This window comes from Arthrobacter sp. StoSoilB20 (genome assembly GCF_019977295.1).
Classification (GTDB): domain Bacteria; phylum Actinomycetota; class Actinomycetes; order Actinomycetales; family Micrococcaceae; genus Arthrobacter; species Arthrobacter nicotinovorans_A.
Genome location: NZ_AP024651.1, coordinates 1,914,633 through 1,937,960, shown reverse-complemented (window position 1 = coordinate 1,937,960; position 23,328 = coordinate 1,914,633). Strand labels below are relative to the sequence as shown.

The 23,328-nt window shown below is 62.5% G+C and carries 23 protein-coding genes; 5 read left to right on the top strand and 18 right to left on the bottom strand.

Annotated elements, in window-relative coordinates; all coding sequences use genetic code 11:
* Positions 1-7: 7 nt before the first annotated feature.
* Positions 8-1,348 (bottom strand): type I glutamate--ammonia ligase, encoded by a 1,341-nt coding sequence (gene glnA / locus LDN85_RS08740; protein ID WP_026542529.1) that lies wholly within the window; start codon positions 1,346-1,348, stop codon positions 8-10.
* A 190-nt stretch (positions 1,349-1,538) separates the two neighbouring features.
* Here glnA and panB point away from each other — a divergent pair, with 190 nt between their 5' ends.
* Positions 1,539-2,444 (top strand): 3-methyl-2-oxobutanoate hydroxymethyltransferase, encoded by a 906-nt coding sequence (gene panB, locus LDN85_RS08735; protein ID WP_026542528.1) that lies wholly within the window; start codon positions 1,539-1,541, stop codon positions 2,442-2,444.
* Positions 2,445-2,456: 12 nt separating this feature from the next.
* Here panB and LDN85_RS08730 read toward each other — a convergent pair whose 3' ends face one another.
* Entirely contained in the window at positions 2,457-2,621 is a 165-nt protein-coding gene (locus tag LDN85_RS08730) for an SPOR domain-containing protein (RefSeq protein ID WP_139183528.1), read from the bottom strand.
* 108 nt (positions 2,622-2,729) lie between these two features.
* On the opposite strand from LDN85_RS08730, the gene map reads away from it, so the two are divergent.
* The 3 genes from map to LDN85_RS08715 all read left to right on the top strand — a co-directional run bounded on the left by map (position 2,730) and on the right by LDN85_RS08715 (position 5,258).
* On the top strand, positions 2,730-3,608 hold the full coding sequence (map, locus tag LDN85_RS08725) for a type I methionyl aminopeptidase (RefSeq protein ID WP_026542527.1): 879 nt from the start codon (positions 2,730-2,732) through the stop codon (positions 3,606-3,608).
* Between the two features lie 71 nt (positions 3,609-3,679).
* Entirely contained in the window at positions 3,680-4,483 is an 804-nt protein-coding gene (locus tag LDN85_RS08720; RefSeq protein ID WP_275966584.1) for a polyphosphate--glucose phosphotransferase, read from the top strand.
* Positions 4,484-4,490: 7 nt separating this feature from the next.
* Positions 4,491-5,258: an SDR family oxidoreductase gene (locus LDN85_RS08715; protein ID WP_223945138.1), complete on the top strand. Its 768-nt coding sequence runs from the start codon at positions 4,491-4,493 to the stop codon at positions 5,256-5,258.
* A 52-nt stretch (positions 5,259-5,310) separates the two neighbouring features.
* Here LDN85_RS08715 and nrdR read toward each other — a convergent pair whose 3' ends face one another.
* From nrdR to LDN85_RS08700, 3 genes are all read right to left on the bottom strand, one after another.
* Positions 5,311-5,817 carry a transcriptional regulator NrdR gene (nrdR, locus tag LDN85_RS08710; protein WP_026548593.1) on the bottom strand — a complete coding sequence of 169 codons (507 nt, stop codon included), beginning with the start codon at positions 5,815-5,817 and terminating at the stop codon, positions 5,311-5,313.
* Positions 5,818-5,990: 173 nt separating this feature from the next.
* Positions 5,991-7,355, bottom strand: coding sequence for a histidinol dehydrogenase (hisD, locus tag LDN85_RS08705; RefSeq protein ID WP_223945137.1), 1,365 nt, complete (start codon positions 7,353-7,355; stop codon positions 5,991-5,993).
* Between the two features lie 4 nt (positions 7,356-7,359).
* Entirely contained in the window at positions 7,360-7,893 is a 534-nt protein-coding gene (locus LDN85_RS08700; protein WP_223945136.1) for a hypothetical protein, read from the bottom strand.
* A gap of 110 nt (positions 7,894-8,003) precedes the next feature.
* Here LDN85_RS08700 and LDN85_RS08695 point away from each other — a divergent pair, with 110 nt between their 5' ends.
* Complete coding sequence (locus LDN85_RS08695; protein WP_026542521.1) at positions 8,004-8,504, top strand: flavin reductase family protein; 501 nt, start codon at positions 8,004-8,006, stop codon at positions 8,502-8,504.
* A 31-nt stretch (positions 8,505-8,535) separates the two neighbouring features.
* Here LDN85_RS08695 and dnaE read toward each other — a convergent pair whose 3' ends face one another.
* From dnaE to ftsW, 13 genes are all read right to left on the bottom strand, one after another.
* On the bottom strand, positions 8,536-12,093 hold the full coding sequence (dnaE, locus tag LDN85_RS08690) for a DNA polymerase III subunit alpha (RefSeq protein WP_223945135.1): 3,558 nt from the start codon (positions 12,091-12,093) through the stop codon (positions 8,536-8,538).
* Positions 12,094-12,150: 57 nt separating this feature from the next.
* Entirely contained in the window at positions 12,151-13,077 is a 927-nt protein-coding gene (locus LDN85_RS08685) for an RluA family pseudouridine synthase (protein ID WP_091554067.1), read from the bottom strand.
* Positions 13,070-13,675, bottom strand: a complete 606-nt coding sequence (gene lspA, locus LDN85_RS08680) for a signal peptidase II (RefSeq protein WP_223945134.1) — start codon at positions 13,673-13,675, stop codon at positions 13,070-13,072. The genes LDN85_RS08685 and lspA overlap by 8 nt, the downstream gene beginning before the upstream one ends.
* A 101-nt stretch (positions 13,676-13,776) precedes the next feature.
* Positions 13,777-14,475, bottom strand: coding sequence for a DivIVA domain-containing protein (locus tag LDN85_RS08675; RefSeq protein WP_026542517.1), 699 nt, complete (start codon positions 14,473-14,475; stop codon positions 13,777-13,779).
* A gap of 155 nt (positions 14,476-14,630) precedes the next feature.
* A complete protein-coding gene (locus LDN85_RS08670) occupies positions 14,631-14,918 on the bottom strand; it encodes a YggT family protein (RefSeq protein WP_223945133.1) in 288 nt (95 codons plus the stop codon).
* 107 nt (positions 14,919-15,025) lie between these two features.
* Positions 15,026-15,562 carry a cell division protein SepF gene (gene sepF, locus LDN85_RS08665; protein WP_026542515.1) on the bottom strand — a complete coding sequence of 179 codons (537 nt, stop codon included), beginning with the start codon at positions 15,560-15,562 and terminating at the stop codon, positions 15,026-15,028.
* An 85-nt stretch (positions 15,563-15,647) separates the two neighbouring features.
* Positions 15,648-16,406: a YggS family pyridoxal phosphate-dependent enzyme gene (locus LDN85_RS08660; RefSeq protein ID WP_026548589.1), complete on the bottom strand. Its 759-nt coding sequence runs from the start codon at positions 16,404-16,406 to the stop codon at positions 15,648-15,650.
* Entirely contained in the window at positions 16,399-17,124 is a 726-nt protein-coding gene (locus tag LDN85_RS08655; protein ID WP_223945132.1) for a polyphenol oxidase family protein, read from the bottom strand. The genes LDN85_RS08660 and LDN85_RS08655 overlap by 8 nt, the downstream gene beginning before the upstream one ends.
* 25 nt (positions 17,125-17,149) lie before the next feature.
* Positions 17,150-18,370, bottom strand: coding sequence for a cell division protein FtsZ (gene ftsZ / locus LDN85_RS08650; RefSeq protein ID WP_026542512.1), 1,221 nt, complete (start codon positions 18,368-18,370; stop codon positions 17,150-17,152).
* Between the two features lie 216 nt (positions 18,371-18,586).
* Positions 18,587-19,528: an FtsQ-type POTRA domain-containing protein gene (locus tag LDN85_RS08645; protein ID WP_223945131.1), complete on the bottom strand. Its 942-nt coding sequence runs from the start codon at positions 19,526-19,528 to the stop codon at positions 18,587-18,589.
* Complete coding sequence (gene murC / locus LDN85_RS08640; RefSeq protein WP_223945130.1) at positions 19,521-20,903, bottom strand: UDP-N-acetylmuramate--L-alanine ligase; 1,383 nt, start codon at positions 20,901-20,903, stop codon at positions 19,521-19,523. The genes LDN85_RS08645 and murC overlap by 8 nt, the downstream gene beginning before the upstream one ends.
* The gene (gene murG, locus LDN85_RS08635; protein WP_223945129.1) at positions 20,900-22,018 is read right to left on the bottom strand and encodes an undecaprenyldiphospho-muramoylpentapeptide beta-N-acetylglucosaminyltransferase; all 1,119 of its coding nucleotides are present in this window, start codon (positions 22,016-22,018) and stop codon (positions 20,900-20,902) included. Before murG ends, murC begins: the two co-directional genes overlap by 4 nt.
* Positions 22,019-22,024: 6 nt before the next feature.
* Positions 22,025-23,326: a putative lipid II flippase FtsW gene (gene ftsW, locus LDN85_RS08630; RefSeq protein ID WP_091554083.1), complete on the bottom strand. Its 1,302-nt coding sequence runs from the start codon at positions 23,324-23,326 to the stop codon at positions 22,025-22,027.
* Between the last annotated feature and the right edge of the window lie 2 nt (positions 23,327-23,328).

The window sequence follows — 23,328 nt, the reverse complement described above, 5'->3', positions numbered from 1 at the left end:
GCCCTGCCTACAGAATGCCGAGGTTGCGCTGCAACTCGTATGGCGTGACCTGGAGGCGGTAATCCTGCCATTCCGCGCGCTTGTTGCGCAGGAAGTGCTCGAAGACCTGTTCGCCCAGGATCTCCGCAACAAGTTCAGATTCCTCCATGGCACGGATGGCGTCGTGGAGGCTGGCAGGCAACGGCGCATGGCCCATGGCCCTGCGCTCTGCGGTGGTCAGCGACCACACGTCGTCTTCGGCCGCAGCGGGAAGTTCGTAGCCTTCCTCGATGCCCTTCAGGCCGGCGCCCAGCAGAACGGCGTACGCCAGGTAGGGGTTGGTGGCGGAGTCGATCCCGCGGTACTCGATGCGCGCCGATTGGCCCTTGCCGGGCTTGTACAACGGAACGCGAACAAGTGCCGAACGGTTGTTGTGTCCCCAGCTCAGGTAGCTTGGCGCCTCGCCGCCACCCCAGAGCCGCTTGTAGGAGTTCACGAACTGATTGGTGACGGCGGTGAACTCGGGGGCATGCTTCAGGATTCCTGCGATGAACTGGCGTGCCGTCTTGGAGAGCTGGAACTCGGCGCCCGCTTCAAAGAACGCGTTGGTATCGCCCTCGAACAGGGAGAAGTGGGTGTGCATTCCCGAGCCGGGGTGGTCGGTGAACGGCTTGGGCATGAAGGTGGCGTAGGTTCCCTGCTGGAGGGCCACTTCCTTGATGACCGTACGGAACGTCATGATGTTGTCAGCGGTCTGCAGCGCATCCGCGTAACGGAGGTCGATCTCGTTCTGGCCGGGACCACCTTCATGGTGGCTGAATTCCACGGAAATACCGACCGATTCGAGCATGGTGACCGCGGTGCGGCGGAAGTCCTGGGCAACGCCGCCTGGAACGTGGTCGAAGTAGCCTCCCTCGTCCACCGGGACCGGGGAGCCGTCCGGCCCGAGGTCCTTGGACTTGAGGAGGTAGAACTCAATCTCCGGGTGGGTGTAGCAGGTGAACCCCATGTCCGCAGCCTTGGCCAGGGTCCGTTTCAGTACGTTGCGGGGATCAGCGGCCGACGGCTCGCCATCGGGGGTCAGGACGTCACAGAACATGCGCGAGGTCTGCTCTGTTTCACCACGCCACGGCAGGATCTGGAAGGTGGACGGGTCAGGTTGGGCCAGCATGTCCGATTCAAAGACGCGGGCGAGGCCCTCAATTGCCGAACCGTCAAAACCAAGGCCTTCTTCAAAGGCGCCTTCGACCTCGGCGGGCGCAAGCGCCACCGACTTAAGGGAACCTACGACGTCGGTGAACCACAAGCGTACGAAGCGCACGTCACGCTCTTCGATCGTCCGCAGAACGAACTCTTGCTGGCGGTCCATAGGGCCTCTTTTCCGATTCAGTGTCCATGCCGCTTGTTCCAAGACTTTGAAGCCACGACAACTCAGCCTTCACTCTACTAACAGTTCGCTGCTATTGCCGCAGCAGTACCTTCGCGTAACACAGCGTTTACATTCCGTGACGCCGGACACACTGGTGGCAGGCACCGTCGGCACGGCTTAGGCTCTATCCATGGCCCCGAGCAACCTCCCTGAGTCCACCACGCCCGCTGAAGTTCCCGCACCTTACGGGACCGGCCCTTCAGCGCCCTCAACGTCACCCTCCGCGGCGGCCTCAAAGCCTGCCGGCCGGGTCAGGATCCACCATCTCCAGCAGGCCAAGGACAACGGTGCCCGGTTCGCCATGCTGACCGCCTACGAGCAGTACACGGCGGAAATCTTCGACCAGGCAGGAATCGAAGTCCTCCTCGTGGGTGATTCAGCGTCGAACAACGTCTACGGCAACGAAACAAGCCTTCCGGTCACCGTGGACGAGCTGCTGCCGCTGACGCGCGCCGTAAGCCGGGCCGCAAAGCGCGCGCTGATCGTGGCCGATCTTCCTTTTGGCAGCTATGAAGTCTCCCCGGGACAGGCAGTTGCCACCGGTGTCCGCTTCCTGAAGGAAGGCTTGGCGCACGCCGTCAAAATTGAGGGAACCGCCTACTACGCGGACACTGTCAAGGCCATGGTCCAAGCCGGAATCCCTGTCATGGCCCATATCGGCTTCACGCCGCAAAGCGAACACGCCCTCGGCGGATACCGGGTCCAAGGCCGGGGAGAAGACGCACAACGCCTCATCGACGATGCTGTTGCCTTGCAGGATGCGGGGGCTTTCAGCGTGCTCATGGAAATGGTGCCGGCGGAAACCGCAGCCGCCGTGGATGCAGCGTTGCGCGTACCCACCGTGGGAATCGGCGCAGGCAACACCACCACCGGACAGGTGCTTGTGTGGCAGGACATGGCCGGTTTGCGCGGAGGCAAAATGGCAAAGTTCGTCAAGCAATACGCTGACCTCCGCACTTCTTTGGCCGACGCCGCTGCCGCCTACGGGGAGGACGTCAGGTCCGGGCAGTTCCCCGGACCTGAGCATTCCTTCTAGTCCCCGTACAGGTCAGTCCTCGTCCTGGGCGTCCCAGGCGTCATTGCGGGCTTTGACCTTTTCCAAGGCGTGCTCGGCTTCTTCCCTGGTTTTATAGGGTCCAATCAGCTGGGACCAATCGGACATGGCGTCCTCTTCGATCTGATGCGTCTTGACGTTGTACCAGTACTCCGTCACGTCTCCTCCTCGATCCTGGGTGGGCCGGACGCGTAACTTTGGCGGGGTCGCAGGAACCCAACCATGCTTTGTTACTTACGTCTCTTGTGTGCCTTATATGATCAATCTATGCCTTCTCTTGCTTCGACTGCACCCATCGGCGCCCTCACACCGGGAACCATCAGCCCCGAACGGCCTGTCCCGGCTTCCATTCCGCGGCCCGAGTACGTCGGCAAGAAGGCACCTGCCAGGTTCACGGGCTCCGAGGTGAAGTCACCGGAGACCATTGAGAAGATCCGGATTGCGGGGCGGATCGCAGCGCAGGCCATCGTGGAGGTCGGCAAGCACATCCAACCCGGTGTCACCACCGACCACCTGGACAAGGTCGGGCATGAGTTCCTCCTCGACCACAAGGCTTACCCGTCGACACTCGGTTACCGCGGTTTTCCCAAATCCCTCTGCTCTTCCCTCAACGAGGTCATTTGCCACGGGATCCCGGACTCCACTGTCATACAGGACGGCGACATCCTGAACATTGACATCACAGCTTTCATCAACGGCGTCCATGGGGACACCAATTACACTTTCCTGGTTGGCGACGTGGATGAGGAATCCCGTCTGCTGGTTGAGCGTACGCAGGAGTCGCTCAACCGGGCCATCAAGGCCGTGGCCCCGGGCCGCGAAATCAACGTAATCGGCCGTGCCATCCAGTCCTACGCCAAACGCTTCGGCTATGGCGTTGTTCGGGACTTCACGGGCCACGGCGTGGGTGAGGCCTTCCATACGGGCCTCATCATCCCGCATTACGACGCAGCCCCGGCGTACAACACCGTGATCGAGGCAGGCATGGTCTTCACCATCGAACCCATGCTGACCCTCGGCACCATCGAATGGGATATGTGGGCGGACGACTGGACGGTCGTCACCAAAGACCACAAGCGCACGGCCCAGTTCGAACACACCCTGCTGGTCACAGAGACCGGCGCGGAAATCCTTACCCTTCCCTGAACCCTTCGGAAGGTCCAGCAGCCCGGGCGGCTGCGCCATGCCCATCCCCTCCTGCCATGATCGGAATTGCATTGTCCAAGAAGGATGAGAAGACCCACAAGAACGCACCGCTGATCGGTATCGACATCGGCGGCACCGGCATCAAAGGCGGCATTGTCGACCTCAAGAAGGGCAAGCTGATCGGTGACCGTTTCCGGGTCCCCACTCCCCAGCCTGCCACTCCCGAGGCCGTAGCCGAGGTTGTCGCCCAGATCGTGGAGGAACTCTCCAGCCGTCCCGAAGCCCCTGCCGCCGACTCTCCAGTGGGCGTGACCTTTCCCGGCATCATCCAGCATGGCGTGGTTAATTCAGCTGCCAACGTGGACAAAACGTGGCTCGGAACTGATATTGACGGGACGTTCACCAAGCGCCTTGGGCGGCCCGTTGAGGTCATCAACGACGCCGACGCGGCCGGCCTGGCTGAAGCCCGCTACGGGGCCGGCGAGGGCATTGACGGAACCGTCCTGGTCATCACTCTGGGAACCGGCATCGGGTCGGCTTTCATCTTCAACGGACAACTGGTCCCCAACGCCGAACTTGGCCACATTGAGGTAGACGGACACGACGCCGAAACCAAGGCCTCCGCTGTGGCCCGCGAACGCGACGGCCTGAGCTGGGACGAGTACGGCGTCCTGCTCAACCGCTACCTCCAGCATGTTGAGTTCCTGTTCTCTCCCGAACTCTTCATTGTCGGTGGCGGCATTTCCAAGCGGTCCGACGAGTACTTCCCGCACCTTGACCTGCGCACCAAGATCGTCACCGCAAAGTTGAAGAACGACGCCGGTATTGTCGGAGCGGCGCTTGAGGTCGCCTTGCACCACAAGCTCGCCAAGTAGGCCCCGGATGGTAGGGGGCCCGGTTCCGAAACCCGGGACGGCAGTTGTTACGGGAGCAAGCAGGGGCATCGGTGCAGCCGTAGCCCACGCTGCGGCGCGGGCCGGATACGCAGTAGTTGTCAACTACTCCGAAGACAGGACCGGCGCTGAAACCGTTGCCAATGACATCATCGACCTGGGTGGCCAGGCACTGGCCGTCCAGGCGGACGTCAGCCGGCCTGCCGACGTCGTGCGCTTATTCGACCAGGCTGCAGGCCTGGGTCAAGTGACTGCGGTCATCAACAACGCGGCCATTACCGGCAACCTGATCGGCGCCTTGGTGGAGGTACCGGCAGAAACCGTTCAACGGGTGGTGGACGTCAACGTGTCAGGAATGATCCACATGTGCCAGGAAGCGGTGCGGCGACTCTCCACGGACCACGGCGGCAGCGGCGGGTCAATCGTCAATATTTCCTCTACTGCCACCAAAGCCGGCTCCTCCGGAACCTGGGTCCACTACGCTGCCACCAAGGGCGCCGTGGATGTCCTCACCGTTGGTTTGGCGGCCGAGGTGGCCCAGCAGGGCATTCGGGTCAATGCCGTGGCTCCCGGAAGCACCAACACCGGATTGCATGCTGCCGCCGGCATGCCGGACCGGGTGGAAAGACTGAACCCCACCATCCCCATGGGGCGTGGGGCCGAGCCCGAAGAGGTGGCGGCGGCCGTTCTGTGGCTGATGTCCGCCGAAGCCGGCTACATCACCGGCGCGGTGCTCCCCGTCTCAGGAGGACGCTGACCACCAGTGTGCCGGTGGCGGGTGCGGCTTCCCCTCCACACCGCCACCGGAGCTAGAGTTGGCTCTTTTCCGAGCCCGTTGTTGATTCCTTGGCGCCGGCTTTGGCGTGTTCTGCATGTTCGTGCCGAAGCAGCGAGATGGCGGATTCGAAATCTTCCAAGGACTCAAACGCCTGGTAGACACTGGCGAAGCGCAGGTAGGCCACTTCATCCAGCTTCCTAAGCGGGCCGAGAATGGCAAGGCCAACCTCGTGCGCGTCAATTTCGGCCGCCCCGGACGAACGTATGTTCTCTTCGACTTCCTGCGCCAGCATGGCGAGGTCGTCCTCGGTGACGGGACGTCCCTGGCATGCCTTGCGGACACCACTGATGACCTTGATCCGGCTGAACGGCTCGCCGACCCCGGAGCGTTTAATGACGGACAGGCTGGTGGTCTCCACAGTGGTGAAGCGGCGTCCGCACTCGGGGCATTGACGGCGTCGACGGATGGAAGAGCCGTCGTCGGCCATGCGGCTGTCAACGACGCGGGAGTCGGGATTCCGGCAGAACGGACAATACACGCTGGGCCTCCCCTGACAGTTCCGGCATGGAATATCGCCCTGCGGGTCGCGGGAACGCAAAAGGTGCCGGAAGTTTCACTTCCGGCACCAGTTTACGGTCGTTCACACCCTAATGACAAGCGTGTAACTACTATATGTAGCGGTAGGCACCCGTATATGTAGTGGTTGAGCGCTTAGGCGAAGCGGATACGTACGGCGTCCCCGTGGCCGGGAAGGTCCTCAGCACGGGACAAACTGACGATGTGTCCGCTGACCTGCTCCAATGCCGTGCGGTCGTAGTTGATGACCTGCACGGCGCGGAGGAAAGTAGTGACATTCAGGCCCGAAGAGAAAGCCGCCGTCCCGCTGGTTGGCAGGACGTGGTTGGATCCTGCGCAGTAGTCTCCGAGGCTTACCGGGCTGTAGTCCCCCACAAAGATGGCGCCGGCATTGCGGATCCGCGACGCAACAGCCGCAGCATCCGCCGTCATGATTTCCAGGTGTTCAGCGGCATAGGCGTTGCACACTGCGATGCCTTGGTCGAGATCATCAACCAGCACCACCCCTGACTGGGGTCCCGACAACGCTTCGAGAACGCGCGCACTGTGCTTGGTGGCTGCGGCCTGTGCCGTCAATTCACGCACGACGGCGTCGGCCAGCTCTGCTGAGTCCGTCACCAGGACTGAAGCTGCCTTGGGATCGTGTTCTGCCTGGCTGATGAGGTCGGCCGCGACGAGGGGGGCCTGCGCGCTGGAATCCGCCAGGATGGCAATCTCGGTAGTTCCGGCCTCCGAATCGATGCCCACCACTCCCTTGACGAGCCTCTTGGCTGTGGCAACAAAGATGTTTCCCGGGCCGGTTACAACATCCACGGGTTCGATGGGCAGCTCATCAGCGGAACCCGGAATGCCGTAGGCGAAGGAAACGATCGCCTGTGCTCCACCGATGGCGTAAACCTCGTCAATTCCCAGCAGCTGCGCAGCGGCAAGGATGGTGGGGTGGGGCAGGCCGCCAAAGTCCTTCTGCGGAGGAGAAGCCAACGCGATGGATTCGACGCCTGCCGCTACTGCGGGCACCACGTTCATGATCACGGAGGAAGCCAAGGGAGCCAGGCCCCCGGGCACATAGAGCCCGACGCGGCCCACCGGAATCCAATTCTGGCTGACCACGGCACCATCGGCCAAGGCAACATCGACATTGGCCGGGCGCTGCTGCTCTGCAAACTGCCGGGCACGGCTGATGGACTCTTCCAGTGCCGCCCGGACTGCAGGGTCCAGCTCGGCCAGTGCCTGGGCCAGCGCTTCAGCCGGAACACGCGGGTGCGACTGTTCTACGCCGTCGAATTTCTGCGCCAGCTCCGTGAGGGCAGCAAAGCCGCGGCTGCGGACGGCTGCAATGATGTCCTGGACCTTCTGCTCGGCGTCGGCCATAGTCTGATGACGGGCCCTGGGAACGGCGGCACGCAGTTCAGCCAAAGAGAGGCGGCGGCCCCGGAGATCGATGCTTCGGAAATCGAGGGAAGCGGCGGGGCGGGCGGAGGTATCCGAAGAAGTGGTCACCCGGTTATTTTACGGGCTTCTTGGAAAGAACCCCGAACAGCGCCAGGACGAACGTGATGAATGCCGTTGCTGCCGGCCACAACAGCAGCACGGCGTAGGAACGGAGGGTGAACCCATATCCGGGACCAAGTGCGGGATCCGGAGCCGGACCAAACAGCTGGGCGGACAGCAACCCAACGAGCCACGCCACAATTCCACCCAGGGCGCCGCCGAGGAGAGCAAGCGTCAATCTGCGGCCCACGCTGGGACCCTGCAGCTTCCCGTCCAGCATGAGGCCCGTGAAGCAGCCGGCCAGGAGCGCGAGTCCTGCCAGAACCAGATCCCGTGGAAGCCATGACGCGGGATTGTTGGCATCGGCAAGTGCAGGATTGCCGGAGACCAGGTTCAGCCCACCGGGAGCAAGAATCCACCAGAGCGCCCCCAGAAGGATTCCGCCGCCGGCCGGAAGAACGATCCACAGGGCGTCCTTCGGGACGCGCCGCGGCGGGGCCGGCGCCGGTTCGGCAGCAGCAGGGACATGCACGGTTGGCTCGGTCATACCCCTCACATTAACAAAGGTTCATGCAGGCTCAACAAAATGAGGTGCCGGCAGGACCGGAGGAATACGCTGAGGGGAGACGCAGCCCCCAGTCCAGGAGACACATCCACGTGACAAGCGAACCATCCGGCTTTGACCAGACTTTCCGGGAGATGTTCCGCCGGCACGCCGCCGGGGTTGCCATCATCACGGCCAACCTGAACGGCAAACCCTTCGGCTTCACCGCAACCTCGGTGGCGTCGCTGTCCGCCGAGCCGCCCAGGTTCACCTTCAACATGGCCAGGAGCTCCAGTTCGTGGCCTGCCGTGGCCAACGCCGAATACATCGGCGTGCACATGCTGGGACTTGAGAACCAGGCCCTCGCCAACCGTTTCGCCCGCACGCGTGACCGGTTCGAGGGCGACCACTGGGAACCCGGACCCCACGAGGTACCCATCCTCAAGGATGTCAGCGGCTGGCTGGTGGGCAAGATCCAGATGCGGCTTTCCTTCGAGAACAACGCAGTAGTGGTGGTTGAGGTCGTCGACGGCCAAGTGGGCGGCGACGGCACTCCCCTGCTCTACCACAGCGGGGGCTACAGCAGGCCGGAGCCCCTCGACTACGAGATCTGACCGGACGAAGCGTCACCGGCTTCCAAGGCTCCTAGTTATCCAGGCAGGCCGGACCCAGGAGGACCTTCAGGTCACCAAAGAGGGATGGGCTGGGGTTGACCCGCATGTGGACCGGCAGGCCCATGACCTCCACCTTGGTATCACCCATCAGCTTCAAACGGACCTCCGAGTTGCCTCGATGCGTACGGAGGACGTCCCGCAGGTCAGTCACTACGGCCTCCGTAGCTTTGAAAGTGGGAATGGTGATCACTACCGGACCGTTGACGCTTTCACTCAAGTCCGGCACTGAGAGCTCCATGCAGTTGAGGGTGACCGCGCCATCGTCCCGGCGCTGCAACCGTCCCTTGACCACAACAATCAAGTCCTCTGCCAGGACCGAGGCAATGGGCCCGTACACCTGGCCAAAGAACATGACCTCCATGGAGGCACCAAGGTCCTCGATTTCGGCGCGGGCATAGGCGTTTCCGCTGGCCTTGGCGATCCTGCGGCTCAATGAGGTGATCATGCCCGCAATGGTGACGATCGCGCCGTCGTGCGGTCCGTCCTCGGCGATGATTGAAGTAATCGACTGTTCCGCATGCTGGCTGAGGACCCCCTCCAGGCCCTGCAGCGGATGGTCTGAAACGTAGAGTCCCAACATGTCCCGCTCGAAGGACAGCTTGTCCTTCTTCTCCCATTCCGGGAGATCGGGGATCTCCGTAGTGAGGGAAGCCTCCGGCTCCTGGTCCTCAAAGCCTGCGAAGAGGTCGAACTGGCCAATTGCCTCGTTGCGTTTGAGGGTGATCACCGAATCAATGGCTTCTTCGTGGATCATGGCCAAGGCACGCCTATGATGCCCCAGGGAATCGAAGGCACCGGCCTTGATCAGTGATTCAATGGTGCGCTTGTTGCACACCACGGCCGGAACCTTCAGCAGGAAGTCCTTGAACGAGGTGTAGTTGCCTTCCGTGGTGCGGGTCGAGACCATCGCATCCACCACGTTGACGCCGACGTTTCGAATGGCCCCCATGCCGAAACGAATGTCCGTTCCCACCGGGGTGAAGTTCAACGAGGATTCGTTGACGTCCGGTGGGAGGACCGTAATACCCATGCGCCGGCATTCATTGAGGTAAATGGCCGATTTGTCCTTGTCATCGCCCACCGAGGTCAGCAGTGCGGCCATGTATTCAGGCGCGTAGTGCGCCTTCAAGTAGGCGGTCCAGTACGAGATCACGCCATATGCTGCCGAGTGGGCCTTGTTGAAGGCGTAATCGGAGAACGGAAGCAGGATGTCCCACAGCGTCTTGACGGCGGCCATCGAGTAGCCGTTGTCCTGCATGCCTTGGGAGAAGCCGGCAAACTGTTTGTCCAGCTCGGATTTCTTCTTCTTGCCCATGGCACGGCGGAGGATGTCGGCTTGGCCCAGCGAGTAGCCGGCCAGCTTCTGGGCTACGGCCATGACCTGCTCCTGGTACACGATCAGGCCAAACGTACCGCCGAGGATTTCCTTGAGGGGCTCTTCCAGTTCCGGGTGGATGGGAATGACCTCTTGGATCCCGTTCTTGCGCAAGGCGTAATCCGTGTGGGCGTTGGCGCCCATGGGGCCCGGACGGTACAGCGCCAGGACTGCGGAAATGTCTTCGAAGTTGTCAGGCTTCATCAGCTTGAGCAGGGACCGCATGGGGCCACCATCAAGCTGGAACACACCCAGGGTGTCACCTCGGGCAAGAAGTTCGTAGGATGCGGCGTCGTCGAGTTCCAGGTTTTCCAGGTCGAGGTCGACGCCACGGTTCATCTTGATGTTTTCCAGGGCGTCCGAAATGATCGTCAGGTTTCGCAGGCCCAGGAAGTCCATCTTGATCAGGCCCAGGCCCTCGGACGTCGGGTAGTCGAACTGGGTGATGACCTGGCCGTCCTGGAAACGGCGCATGATGGGAATGACGTCAATGATGGGGTCCGAGGACATGATGACGCCGGCCGCGTGGACACCCCACTGGCGTTTCAGTCCCTCGATGCCCAAAGCGGTCTCGAAGACCTTGGCGGCCTCGGGATCGGTGGCAATGAGCTGGCGGAAGTCCCCTGCTTCGCTGTAACGCTTGGACTCCGGATTCTGGATGTCTGCCAGCGGAATGTCCTTGGCCATGACGGCAGGCGGAAGTGCCTTGGTCAGGGTCTCGCCCATGCTGAAGGGGTAGCCCAGCACACGGGAGGAGTCCTTCAGCGCCTGCTTGGTCTTGATGGTGCCGTAGGTGACGATCATCGCCACACGCTCGTCGCCGTACTTCTTGGTGACGTAGTCAATCACTTCGGAGCGGCGCCGATCATCGAAGTCGACGTCGAAGTCAGGCATGGAGACGCGGTCCGGGTTGAGGAAGCGCTCAAAGATCAGGCCATGCTGCAGCGGATCGAGGTCAGTAATACGCATGGCGTAGGCCACCATGGAGCCGGCACCTGAACCACGGCCGGGACCCACACGGATGCCGTTGTTCTTGGCCCAGTTGATGAAGTCGGCAACCACCAGGAAGTAGCCGGGGAAGCCCATGGACGTGATGACGCCAAGCTCGTAGTCAGCCTGCTTGCGAACCTTGTCCGGAATGCCCTGGGGATACCGGTACTTCAGGCCGGTGTCCACTTCCTTGACCAGCCACGACGTCTCGTCCTCCCCTGGTGGGCAGGGGAAGCGCGGCATGTAGTTGGCACCGGTGTTGAACGAGACTTCGCAGCGCTCGGCGATGAGCAAGGTGTTGTCGCAGGCTTCGGGGTGGTCGCGGAACAGTTCCCGCATTTCCTGCGGCGATTTCAGGTAGTACCCGCTGCCGGAGAAGGCAAAGCGGGAGCCTCCGTTGTCGTACGTGGGCTCCAGGAGGGTAGAGCCGGACTGGATCGCCAGCAGGGCCTCGTGGGCTTTGGCATCGTGCTCATGGGTGTAGTGGAGGTCGTTGGTGGCCACGAGCGGGAGGTTCAGTTCCTTGGCCAGGCGCAGGAGATCGCCGGTGACACGCCGCTCGATGTCCAGCCCGTGGTCCATCAGTTCACAGAAGTAGTTCTCTGCCCCGAAGATGTCACGGAACTCGGCGGCGGCTTCAACAGCCTCACGGTAGAGGCCAAGCCGCAGCTTGGTCTGCACTTCGCCGGACGGGCAGCCGGTGGTGGCAATCAAACCTTCGGAGTACGTATTGAGCAGCTCCCGGTCCAGCCTGGGCCACTTGCCAAATACGGAATCGAGCGAAGCAATGGACGAGGCCCGGAACAGGTTCCTCATGCCCGCGTTGTTGTAGCTCAGGAGTGTCATGTGGGTATAGGAGCCACCACCGGAGACATCGTCCTTGCGCTGGCTCTCATCGCCCCAGCGAACGCGCTCTTTGTCGCCGCGGGCGGTGCCGGGAGTTACATACGCTTCCACGCCGATGATCGGCTTGATGCCCTTGTCCGTGGCCTTGCGCCAGAAGTCGAAAGCGCCGAACAGGTACCCGTGGTCCGTCGTCGCCAGGGCCGGCATTCCCAGACGTTCCGTTTCGTCGAACAGCTCCCCCAAGCGGGCCGCCCCATCCAGCATGGAGTATTCGGTATGGGTGTGCAGGTGGACGAACGAATCATTGCTGGAAGTCACCACGACAGTCTACCGTCCCGGGTCCGACAGGAAGCGGACCCGGGCAGTGAAATCCGTCTATGCGGAACCGGTTGCGAGCAGATCCAGGGCGTACTGGAGGTCCGCCGGATATTCGCTGCTCACTTCCACCCATTCACCTGTGGCGGGGTGGGTGAATCCGAGTTGACGGGCGTGCAGCCACTGCCGGGTCAATCCGAGAGTCGCGGCAAGACGGGGATCGGCGCCGTAGGTGAGATCTCCGGCACAGGGGTGCCGCAAGGCCGAGAAATGGACGCGGATCTGGTGTGTCCGGCCGGTCTCCAGGTGTACTTCCACCAGGGTTGCCTTGCCGAAGGCTTCAAGGACCTCATAGTGGGTCACGGATGGACGGCCGTCCTCGATCACGGCAAACCGCCAGTCATGTCCGGGGTGGCGCCCGATTGGGGCATCAATGGTGCCTTCCAGGGGGTCCGGCAGCCCCTGCACGACGGCATGGTAAACCTTCTCCACGGTGCGCTCCTTGAAGGCACGCTTCAGCACCGTGTAAGCATGTTCAGTCTTGGCCACCACCATGACGCCGGACGTACCGACGTCGAGCCTGTGGACGATCCCTGCGCGCTCCGGCGCACCCGAGGTCGAGATCCTGTAGCCGGCACCAGCCAGGCCGCCCACAACGGTGGGCCCCACCCATCCGGGTGAGGGATGGGCGGCAACTCCCACCGGCTTGTCGATGACAACGAATTCCTCGTCGTCCAAAAGGATCTTCAGGCCTTCCACAACTTCCTCCACCACTTCCAAGGGGTCCCGCCGGTCCGGGACGGTGACATCGAGCACGGACCCGGCGGCCAGCTTTGCCGACTTGCCCAGTGGCACCCCGGCGAGAGTCACGTTGCCTTCGGCGATCAACAGTGCTGCTGCGGAACGGGAGATATCCAGCAATTTCGCCAGGCCTGCGTCCGCCCGTACCCCCGCGAGGTCATCGGGCACTTCCACGGAGCTACTCACCGGCAGGCTCCCCCTGGCTACCGCTGGCTGGCTTGGCATGGTCCGAACCCTTGGGAGCCGGTGTCTGGCGCGTCCCATCCATGCCAATGCCGCGAAGGGTCAGGAGGCAGATGATCACGACGCCGGACACCACGGCTGAGTCTGCGATGTTGAAAATGGCGAAGTTGGGAAGCTGGATGAAGTCCACCACGTGTCCCATGGCAAAAGAAGGCTCCCGGAACAGGCGATCGGTGAGGTTGCCCAGCGCTCCCCCGAGGAGCAAACCCAGCGAGAGCGCCCACCATGCCGAACCCAGCCGGCGCAGTTGGAAGAGGATAGCCACCGAGACGGCCGCCATGACAATCGTGAAAATCCAGGTGACGTTCTCACCGATGGAGAACGCGGCCCCGGAGTTCCTGATGTAGTACCAATGCAGCAGCGGAGGCAGGACCGGAATCCGTTCCCCTTCCGTCATGGTGCTGGTCACCCAAAGCTTGGTGAGCTGGTCAAAGGCATAGGCAAACACGGCGAAGCCGGCAAACAGCCAGAGCATGGCCGGGCGCCACTTGCGGCTGGCGGTGGTCGCCGGCTGCGGGGCGTCTTCGGTGAAGTCGGTCATAGTGCTTTCATTCGGGGAGAAGCGTGGCGGGCTGCTGTCGGTCTTTAACAGCGAAAGCCGGTGGCCGAGGAATCCTCAGCCACCGGCTTTCAGAATACTTGCTAAACGTCAGCGGTTGCTTCGCCAACCTCAGGGGCAGCGACGGAACCACGGGCATCAAGGTCGCGGAGCTGGCCTTCGATGTAAGCCTTCAGGCGTGAACGGTAGTCGCGCTCGAAGCCACGGAGCTGCTCAACCTTGCGCTCCAGCACGGAGCGCTGCTGCTCCAAAGCACCAAGGATCTTGCGGGACTTCTCCTGGGCATCGTTGACGAGGCTTGAAGCCTCGATCTGAGCCTCGGCAATGATCTTTTCCTTCTGCTGCGCACCGTCGGAGACGTGCTTGTCGTGCATCTGCTGTGCCATGGCGAGCAGGCCTGCAGCAGACTCAGCGGAGGGAGTGAGGCTGTTGTTGGCAGCGGGAGCCTTCGCAGCGGCGGCAGCGGCTGCAGCCTGCTCGGCTTCCTTCTTCTTGGCAGCTTCGGCAGCCTTGGCTTCGGCTTCTGCCTTGGCTTCAGCTTCCTTGTCGACCTTGACGGGGGCCGGAACCTTCTCAACCACCGGAGCCGCAGCAGTCGCAGCAGGCACTGCCGAACCGGCTTCGCCGAGCTTCTTGCGAAGCTCGTCATTTTCCTGGTTCAAGCGGCGAAGTTCCACCACGATCTCGTCGAGGAAGTCATCTACCTCGTCCTGGTCGTAGCCTTCGCGGAACTTGGTCGGCTGAAAGCGCTTGTTGACAACGTCTTCTGGCGTCAAAGCCATCTGGTCACCTCGTTGGTCTAGTTAGTCAGTAGGCCTTCCGGCCGTTCAAAACTACGGTACCTAAATATCATCTTGTTCCTCCAATTCAACACCATCGTGTTGAATTGGCGAATTTGCGGCCTGTGAACCATCGGTGGTCCAGGTTCCGCGCGCAGCTAGGCGAGGCTGAAGGTCACTGCCATGGCGATACTCACGGCAATTATCAGGATCAGGAAGCCCAAATCCAAGGAGATTCCACCCAGCTGCAATGGCGGTATCAGTCGACGAAGCCTTCCCAAGGGAGGATCCGTGACCGAGTAGACCACGTGCGCTGTAACCAATGCCACACCCCTGGGCCGCCACTGGCGGGCAAACATCTGGACCCATTCGAAGACGAGGCGGATGATCAGGGCGATGAAGAACAGCAACAGCACAATATGGATAAGGCCGAAAACAATGCCCACGAGTTAGCTCAGATCTCCCACTTGTTCCGGAATGTCAATCGGTCCCTACTATTGCAACACAGATGCCAGGCAGGTTGACCCGCCTGGCATCCGCAAAAGAATCGTCGTCAGCTCTGGTTGAAGAAGCTGGCCTGCGTCTCGCTGGCCTTCTTGTCGTCCCCGATGACCTCGACATACGACGGCGAAAGCAGGAAGACCTTGTTGGTCACCCTCTCGATGCTGCCGTGCAAGCCAAATACCAGGCCGGCGGAGAAGTCCACGAGGCGCTTTGCATCGGCCTCGCCCATGTCCGTGACGTTCATGATGACTGGAATGCCATCCCTGAAGCTCTCACCGATGACCTTGGCGTCGTTATATGAACGGGGATGAACTGTGGTGATCTGCCTCAGGCCGGAGGCATCTTCGCGGCTGGAGGCCGCACGCTTAATGGGTGTCACGGGTGCGCGGTATTCCTCTTCGGCATCTACAGTGGGCATTTCACGGACAACTTCCCGGACGGGAGCGGGCGCCCGGCGCTCTTCCCGTTCCTGTGCCTGGGGGCGTTCTTCGTCGTGGTGCGAGGCGACGGCCTGCTCAGATTCGTAGTGTTCATCGCCGTCGGCGAGCCCAAGATAGATCATTGTCTTGCGCAGAGCGCCAGCCATGGTGCACTCCTATCGTTTCTGCAGTAGGCGGGCCGCCATGACGTGACATATTGGAACCCCGGCCCGTCATTCCAATACTTTGACGCTACCCCACGGCCGGACGGGAACCGAGAATATCGGAGCCAATTCTCAGGTGTGTCGCCCCGAACTTCACGGCCGCTTCAAGGTCCTGGCTCATCCCTGCCGATATCGACGTTGCGGCCGGATGGTCAGCCCGGAGCGCCTGGGAAATGCCGGCAAGTTTCTCGAAGGCCACCTCAGGATCCGCCCCCAATGGAGCAACTGCCATGAGACCGGACAAATGAAGGCCGGAAGCCGATGCGATCCTGTCAGCAAGAGCCGCGATTTCTGAAGGGTTTGCACCGCCGCGGTGGGCATCGGCGTCGTCGTCCAAACCGACCTGGATGTAGCACTCGAGGTCGCCCCGGCCGCTGGACTCCTGTTCCCGCCCCATGGCCTTGGCCAGGGCGTCAACGAGCTGGAGCCTGTCAACCGATTGGACTGACGCGGCGTACCTGACAACCGACTTTGCCTTGTTGCTTTGAAGTTGCCCAATGAAGTGCCAACGGACATCGACGTCGGGAAGACCGGCACTCTTTGCGGCCGCTTCCTGGTCCCGGTTCTCACCGACATCGGTGATGCCCAGGCCGGACAGTCGGCGCACATCCTCTGCGGGATGGAATTTGGTCACCACGATCAATTGCGGCGGGTCGGTACGTCCGGCGGCAGCAACGGCCGCGTCAATCCTGCGCCGCACTACCCCAAGCCGGCCGGAAAGTTCGGCCGTCCGGGCATCCCCCACACCGGGTTCGCTCGCTTCGTCGGCCCCACCAAGGCTAATCATGCGTCCACACCAAACCTGCAAATCGACCCGTCCGGGAGTCCCGGCGGAAGGAAAAAAGTGAATTGTTCTCCAGCGTGCACTCCCCTGAGTACTCCACGCTGACGTCCAAGGATGCCAGTTGGGCCCTCACACCGGCCGGAAGGTCCAGGGCCGGCGTACCCCATGAAGTCGAGGACCATGCAGCAGGAACCAAGGCGGCGACGTCGGCACGCAACTTTTCGGGTACCTCGTAGCACGAGCCACAGATGGACGGTCCCAGCCAGGCGCTGATATCCACCGCGCCACGCTTGCGCATTTCCTGGACGGTCCCGGTCACGACGTCCGAGGCCACACCTGGACGCCCGGCATGGGCCACGGCGATCACGGGATCAGCACCGGGACCGTCCGCCACGAAAACCACGGGAACGCAGTCAGCAACCATGACCGCCAAGGGCTGCGGCGCAGGGTGCACTCCGGCGCCGGAAGTGGTAACTGCTGAAACCATGGCATCAGCGGTGGGCCCAGGCCCATGTACCTTGATGAATTCGACCCTGTTGCCATGGACCTGATCCATGTACTGGAACTTACGGCTGCCGAGCCCGGCAGCCTGCTCCAGGTCAACGCGGCGCGCCAGAACCTCGTCGGGGTTGTCCCCTACATGGAGGGCCAGGTTCCCGGCGCCTGTATCCGTGAAGGCTACAGAAACGCCGGGCCGGACTTCATTCCGCCACCAAAACACCGAAAACCGGCTCTCGGGACCCGGCTTACTTGAGGAAGTCGGGGACGTCGAGGTCGTCGGAACGGCTACCCGAAAGATCGGGCTCCACTACCGCCGGGAGGTCGACGTCGAAGCCCGAGTCGGCCGGGAGCGCAGAGGGGCGCTGCTGCCCCCAGTTGCTTAGGCCGGCTGCACCGATCCCCGCTGTTGCGTGCTGCGGTGCAGCGGCGCTGGAGGGTGCGCTGCTCGGAGCAGCGGGGCGTTCCGAAGGGACAGGGTTCTGGGCAGGACGCGACTGGTCCATGGAGGGCGAGGTCGCCTTGACGTCATCAAAACCGGCAGCAATGACGGTCACGCGTGCTTCGTCACCCAAGGCGTCGTCAATGACGGCGCCGAAGATGATGTTGGCTTCGGGGTGAGCCACTTCCTGGACCAGGCGGGCGGCCTCGTTGATTTCGAAGAGGCCCAGGTCCGATCCGCCCTGGATGGAGAGGAGGACGCCGTGGGCACCGTCAATGGAAGCTTCCAGGAGCGGGGAGGCGATTGCCAGTTCGGCGGCCTTGACCGCACGGTCTTCGCCACGGGCGGAGCCAATGCCCATCAGGGCCGAACCGGCACCCTGCATGACGGACTTGACGTCGGCAAAGTCGAGGTTGATCAGGCCCGGGGTGGTGATGAGGTCCGTGATGCCCTGGACACCGGAAAGGAGCACCTGGTCCGCGGAACGGAAGGCATCAAGGACGGAGACGTTGCGATCGCTGATGGACAGGAGGCGGTCATTGGGGATGACGATCAGGGTGTCGACTTCATCGCGCAGGGCGTCGATGCCGGCCTCGGCCGAGCCTGCACGACGACGGCCCTCGAAGGTGAACGGGCGGGTCACCACACCGATGGTCAGGGCGCCGAGCGAACGGGCGATGCGGGCCACCACAGGAGCGCCACCAGTTCCGGTGCCGCCTCCTTCGCCTGCGGTCACGAAGACCATGTCGGCACCGCGGAGAACTTCTTCGATCTCGTCGGCGTGGTCCTCGGCGGCCTGCTTGCCTACCTCGGGGTTTGCGCCGGCGCCGAGGCCACGCGTGAGCTCACGTCCGACGTCGAGCTTGACGTCTGCGTCACTCATGAGCAGCGCCTGCGCGTCCGTGTTGATGGCGATGAACTCGACGCCCCGAAGGCCCACCTCGATCATGCGGTTGACTGCGTTCACGCCACCGCCGCCGATGCCGACGACCTTGATGACGGCCAAGTAATTCTGCGGTGCTGCCACGTTTCGTGCCCCTTGCTTGTGTCCTATAGCGAAACTGATCGAGTCCAACTTGAATTCTTGGACCTTAACCCTCTAGTTGAAGGTTATAGTTATGTCAAGTAACTCTACTGCGACGGTATTTCCTATGGTTCGCACATGCAATCTCCGCTTGCGCGTGTCGTGTGATTGTCGCGAAATAAGGCCACCGACGGCCGCAGGTTACGTTCTCAAAGCTGCTTATTTGGTGAATGGATGCCGCGGAACGCTTACGTCGTAAACACTCACTGGAACCTTTGGGTCCGCAGGCATCTTGAGCAGCGCTTCAAGTGCCTTCGCCTTCAGTTCCTTGTCCTCGGCATTGCCCCACACTACCGTCTTTCCATCCACCAACTTCAGCTGCACGGCGTCCGCGGAGGCTGCCGAGGCAGTTGACATTTTGGCACGGACATCGGTGGGCAAGGTATCCAGCACCGCTGCGATGGCCTTGAACAACTCAGTATTGGTGGATCCTGCCCCGGCGTCGATTAAAGGCAACGCCACTGCCGACTGGTCCTTGGTGGCCCCGAGCTGCACGCCGTCCACGTCCACCATCACGTAAGAGTCGCCCTGCTTCAGCAAGGCAACTGGAACGCGTTCGTTGACATGCACCAGCAACTCCGAGGGTGGCCTGGCCTCCATCGTGGCGGAGCGGACCTGCACCAGTGGCTTCAACAGTTCGTTGATCTCTTCTTCACTGACCTGCGGCAGCGGCTTGCCGTCCAGGCCCGACAGGGCTTTTTCGACGTCCTGCGGAGTCAATAACGTGGTGCCGTCAACCGTAATGGTCCGGACCGCCAACGCCGGCGAAAAGATGGCTCCGGCAATCACGGCAGCCACCACGGCGGCCACTATGGAAAGTGTCCACAGCACGAGTCGACGCCGGCGCCGCCCCTTCGGCTCCGGAAAGACGATGACGTTGTCCGGGCTCCCGGCTGAAGCCGCGGCTTTGCCTGTTGCCACTGACTGCTTGGCCGTGGCGGTAGTCCGCTCCGGTTCCAGGGACCGCTGGGCGCTGATGACGGCCTCCGGTTCAGCCTTGTCGCCTGCCCGCGGGGAACCCACCCGCGCCGAACCCGGACGCGCTGCACCGGGCCGGGAGTCCGGCCCTGGCCTGTACGTCGGCTTTCGGGTGCTAGCCACCCAGGGCCTCCACGATCACTGGCCCGTAAGCTGTGACGTCACCTGCTCCTACGGTCAGGACCACGTCACCGTCGCGGGCGGCGCCTGTCAGAACTTCCACTGCCTCGCCGGCCGAGACCAACCGCCCTGTGGCCAGCTGATCGGCGATCAGCGCACTGGTGACACCCGGAATGGGGTCCTCGCGGGCAGGATAGATGTCCAGGATCAAGGCGGTATCCGCTGCGTCCAACGCGGAGGCAAACTCCTTGGCGAATTCACGCGTCCGCGAGAACAAGTGGGGCTGGAACAGGACGTGGACTTTACTGCCGCCTGCTACCGATCGGGCCGCGGACAACGCAGCCCGGACCTCCGTGGGGTGGTGGGCGTAGTCGTCATAGACCCGTACTCCCCTGCCCTGGCCCTTGAGTTCAAACCGCCGCGAAGCACCGGTGAAATGGCCGAGCGCTGCTGCGGCAGCTTCCGGTTCCACGCCAAGCTCGACGGCGACCGCGAACGCGGCCGCTGCGTTCAGGGCGTTGTGGCGTCCGGGAACCTGGAGTTCAACCTTGTGGGGGTCAGGATGGACGCCTGACCCGACCGCGATGGAAACCTCACCCGGGCCGCCGTCGAAAAGCCGTACATCGGCGTCGTCGGAGGTCCCGTACGTCAGGACGCGCGTGGTTCGCTTGGCCCGGGTCCGTTCGGCCAGCGCGCGGGCCCCGGCGTCGTCGGCACAGGCCAGGAGAAGGCCTTCCGCGGGAAGGAGGGCAGCAAAGCTGTCAAAAGAGGCGAAGACGGCTTCCGGCGTTCCGTAGTGGTCCAGATGGTCGGCTTCGACATTTGTCACGACGGCGATCAACGGCCGGTAGTTGAGGAAGGAACCGTCCGACTCGTCCGCCTCGGCAACAAAAATCTCCGACTCTCCATGGGCTGCGTTTACGCCCAACGCCGGGACGTTTGCCCCAATGGCAAAGGAAGGGTCAACCCCGGCTTCCTTGAGCAGCACCGCAATCATGGACGTAGTGGTGGACTTCCCATGGGTACCGGCCACTGTTACCACGCGGTGGCCTGCCATCGTGGCTGCCAGCGCTTCGGAACGGTGCAGCACGGGGAGCCCGGCGGCCCTGGCTGCGGCGAGCTCCGGATTGTCGGCGCGGATGGCTGAACCTGCCACGATCGTCTGGGCGTCGGCCAGGTTGTCTTGGTGGTATCCCACCGCGATGCGGGCCCCTGCCGAAGAGAGGTCGTGCATGACCGGCAGGTCCTTGGCATCACTGCCGCTGACGGGCACGCCGCGGGCCACCATGATCCGGGCGACCGCGGACATGCCCACACCGCCGATGCCAATGAAATGGACGCGGCCCAAGGACTCGAGGGGGGCGATGCTGGTGGTCATGCGGATACCGCTTCCAGGACAAGATCAGCCATGCGCTGATCGGCGTTTCTTATACCAAGTGCTTCGGATTTGGCGGCCATGTCTTCGAGACGCTTGCGGTCCGAGATCAACGGGATGAGCTCCCTTTCAAGCCACTCAGGGTTGAGGTCTTTGTCCTCCACCAGAAGTGCTCCGCCTGCATTGACCAACGGCGCAGCATTCAGTGCTTGTTCCCCGTTGCCGATGGGCAGCGGGACAAAGACAGCCGGAACTCCCACGGCAGCAACTTCGCTGACGGTTCCGGCCCCGGCGCGGGCCAGCAGGACATCGGCCGCAGCGTAGACATTTTCCATGCCGTCCACATATTCCACCTGGCGGTAGCCTTCGGCGGCCAGGAGCGTGCCGTGCTCATCGAGTACGGCTTTCCCGTTGCCGGTAATGTGCAGGGTTTGAATCCCTGCGGCCGCCAAGGCCGGCAGGGCCGCAGCGATGGATCGGTTGATGCTCAAGGCACCTGAGGAACCACCGGTGACGATCAATGCCGGACGGTCCGGATCCAGGCCCAGGGCTTCCTTGGCACGGGGTGCGGCCTGTGCTCTGTGGAGGCCGGAGATGGCCCGGCGCATGGGCATGCCGACGTGCCGGGCTCCCCGCAACCGGGTGCCGGCGAATGCCACCGCTACATGGTTGCTGAACCGCGCCCCCACCCGGTTGGCCAAGCCTGCCTTCATATTGGCTTCGTGGATCACCACGGGGATGCCCAGCTTGCGGGCGGCGAGGTACATGGGAGTGCAGACATACCCGCCCACACCGACCAGGACGTCAGCCTTGGCATCTTCCAGGATCCGCCGGGCTTGGGAGACTGCGGACCACAATCGCCCGGGCAGTTTGATGAGGTCCACGGAGGGCCGCCGCGGAAACGGCACCCTGTCGATGGTGGCGAGTTCGTAGCCGGCTGCCGGTATGAGCCGCGTTTCCATGCCCGACGGCGTGCCTACAGCCAGGATGGCAGCCTCCGGACGCTTGTCCTTGATGGCATCGGCGATGGCCAGCAGCGGGCTGACGTGCCCTGCAGTACCGCCGCCGGCAAGGACGACGGACAAAGGCTTGGACGCGTTGCGGGAGTCAGGAGTCATGAAGTGCTAGGTACGCTTTCGTGCGGTTTTCGGAGAACGGCGGGGCAGGAAACGGGGACGCTGCTGAGGCGGTAACTGGCCCCTGGCCAAAGACAAGACTACGCCGATACCGCAGAGCGACATGATTAGTGCCGAACCTCCGTAGGAGATAAACGGAAGCGGCACACCCACCACGGGGAGAAGCTGCGTGACGACCGCCATGTTCATGCTTGCCTGGCCCAACAGCCACACCATGATGCCACCGGCAAGGGTGCGCTGGAACGGGTCGGTCTGCCGGACCACTACCCGGAAAATAGCGATGCCGAGGATGGCAAAAAGGATCAGGACCACCAGGGTCCCCACCAGGCCGAGTTCCTCTCCGATGATGGCGAAGATGAAGTCGTTGTGGGCCTCGGGGAGCCAGTTGTACTTCTGGCGGCTTTGCCCAAGGCCCAGGCCGGTCCAGCTCCCCTGTGCCAGCCCATACATGCCGTTGGTTGATTGGAAATCGAAATCGAATTGGTCAGTACAAGTCTGGGAGGCTGTTCCCAGCCAGGAGGTGATGCGGCAGATCCTGTTGGTACTGCTGATGGTCCCCAACACGGCACCTGCGGCTCCAATGATGCCGGCGATGGCCAGCATCCGCCCAGGCACACCCGCAAAGTAGAGTCCCGCAGCTGTGATGGCTGCGATGACGATGACAGTCCCGAGGTCGTTGCCCAGCATCACCAAAGCGATGACCATGCCGGCTCCCGGCACTACGGGAATGATGACGTGCCACCAGCGGTGGAGGAGTTTTTGCTTGCGCGCCAGAACCGCAGCGATCCAGATACAAAGGATCAGCTTGGACATCTCGGAAGGCTGGAGGGTTATCCCGCCAATGTCGATCCAGTTCTTGTTGCCGTTGACGGTGTTGCCCATCACCTGGACCAGGACCAGAAGCACCAGAACCGCTCCGAGTGCCCACCAGGACAGCCTTTTCATCCAGTTCACGTTGGTCCGGGAGATGACGTACATCGCAATCAGGCCGACGACGCCGAACATGGCTTGCTTCAGGGCATCCGCGTAGGGGGATTTCCCTTCGGAGATGGCCTCGACACTTGAGGCGGACAGCACCATCATGATGCCAATGGCAGTGAGCGCCAGGGCACAGCCGAGGATGAGGTAGTACGTGGAACTGTTGGGCGCTTTGTCCTTGCCTTCAAGACTGTCCCAAAAGTTGCGCAGGTGTCCGCGGAGCCCTGAAGGCTTCTTGCCCGGTTTGGCCGGAGCCTTGGGTTTCCCGTCCCGGGGGTCTTTACCGCGGGTGCGGGTGGGCGTGCTGACCATTG

Bases quoted from the DNA above. Each gene is read 5' to 3' on its own strand.
- panB (WP_026542528.1), top strand. From the start codon at position 1,539: ATGGCCCCGAGCAACCTCCCTGAGTCCACCACGCCCGCTGAAGTTCCC.
- map (WP_026542527.1), top strand. From the start codon at position 2,730: ATGCCTTCTCTTGCTTCGACTGCACCCATCGGCGCCCTCACACCGGGA.
- murG (WP_223945129.1), bottom strand. From the start codon at position 22,018: ATGACTCCTGACTCCCGCAACGCGTCCAAGCCTTTGTCCGTCGTCCTT.
- LDN85_RS08715 (WP_223945138.1), top strand. From the start codon at position 4,491: ATGGTAGGGGGCCCGGTTCCGAAACCCGGGACGGCAGTTGTTACGGGA.
- murC (WP_223945130.1), bottom strand. From the start codon at position 20,903: ATGACCACCAGCATCGCCCCCCTCGAGTCCTTGGGCCGCGTCCATTTC.
- glnA (WP_026542529.1), bottom strand. From the start codon at position 1,348: ATGGACCGCCAGCAAGAGTTCGTTCTGCGGACGATCGAAGAGCGTGAC.
- lspA (WP_223945134.1), bottom strand. From the start codon at position 13,675: ATGACCGACTTCACCGAAGACGCCCCGCAGCCGGCGACCACCGCCAGC.
- LDN85_RS08700 (WP_223945136.1), bottom strand. From the start codon at position 7,893: ATGACCGAGCCAACCGTGCATGTCCCTGCTGCTGCCGAACCGGCGCCG.
- LDN85_RS08675 (WP_026542517.1), bottom strand. From the start codon at position 14,475: ATGGCTTTGACGCCAGAAGACGTTGTCAACAAGCGCTTTCAGCCGACC.
- LDN85_RS08660 (WP_026548589.1), bottom strand. From the start codon at position 16,406: ATGATTAGCCTTGGTGGGGCCGACGAAGCGAGCGAACCCGGTGTGGGG.
- ftsW (WP_091554083.1), bottom strand. From the start codon at position 23,326: ATGGTCAGCACGCCCACCCGCACCCGCGGTAAAGACCCCCGGGACGGG.
- sepF (WP_026542515.1), bottom strand. From the start codon at position 15,562: ATGGCTGGCGCTCTGCGCAAGACAATGATCTATCTTGGGCTCGCCGAC.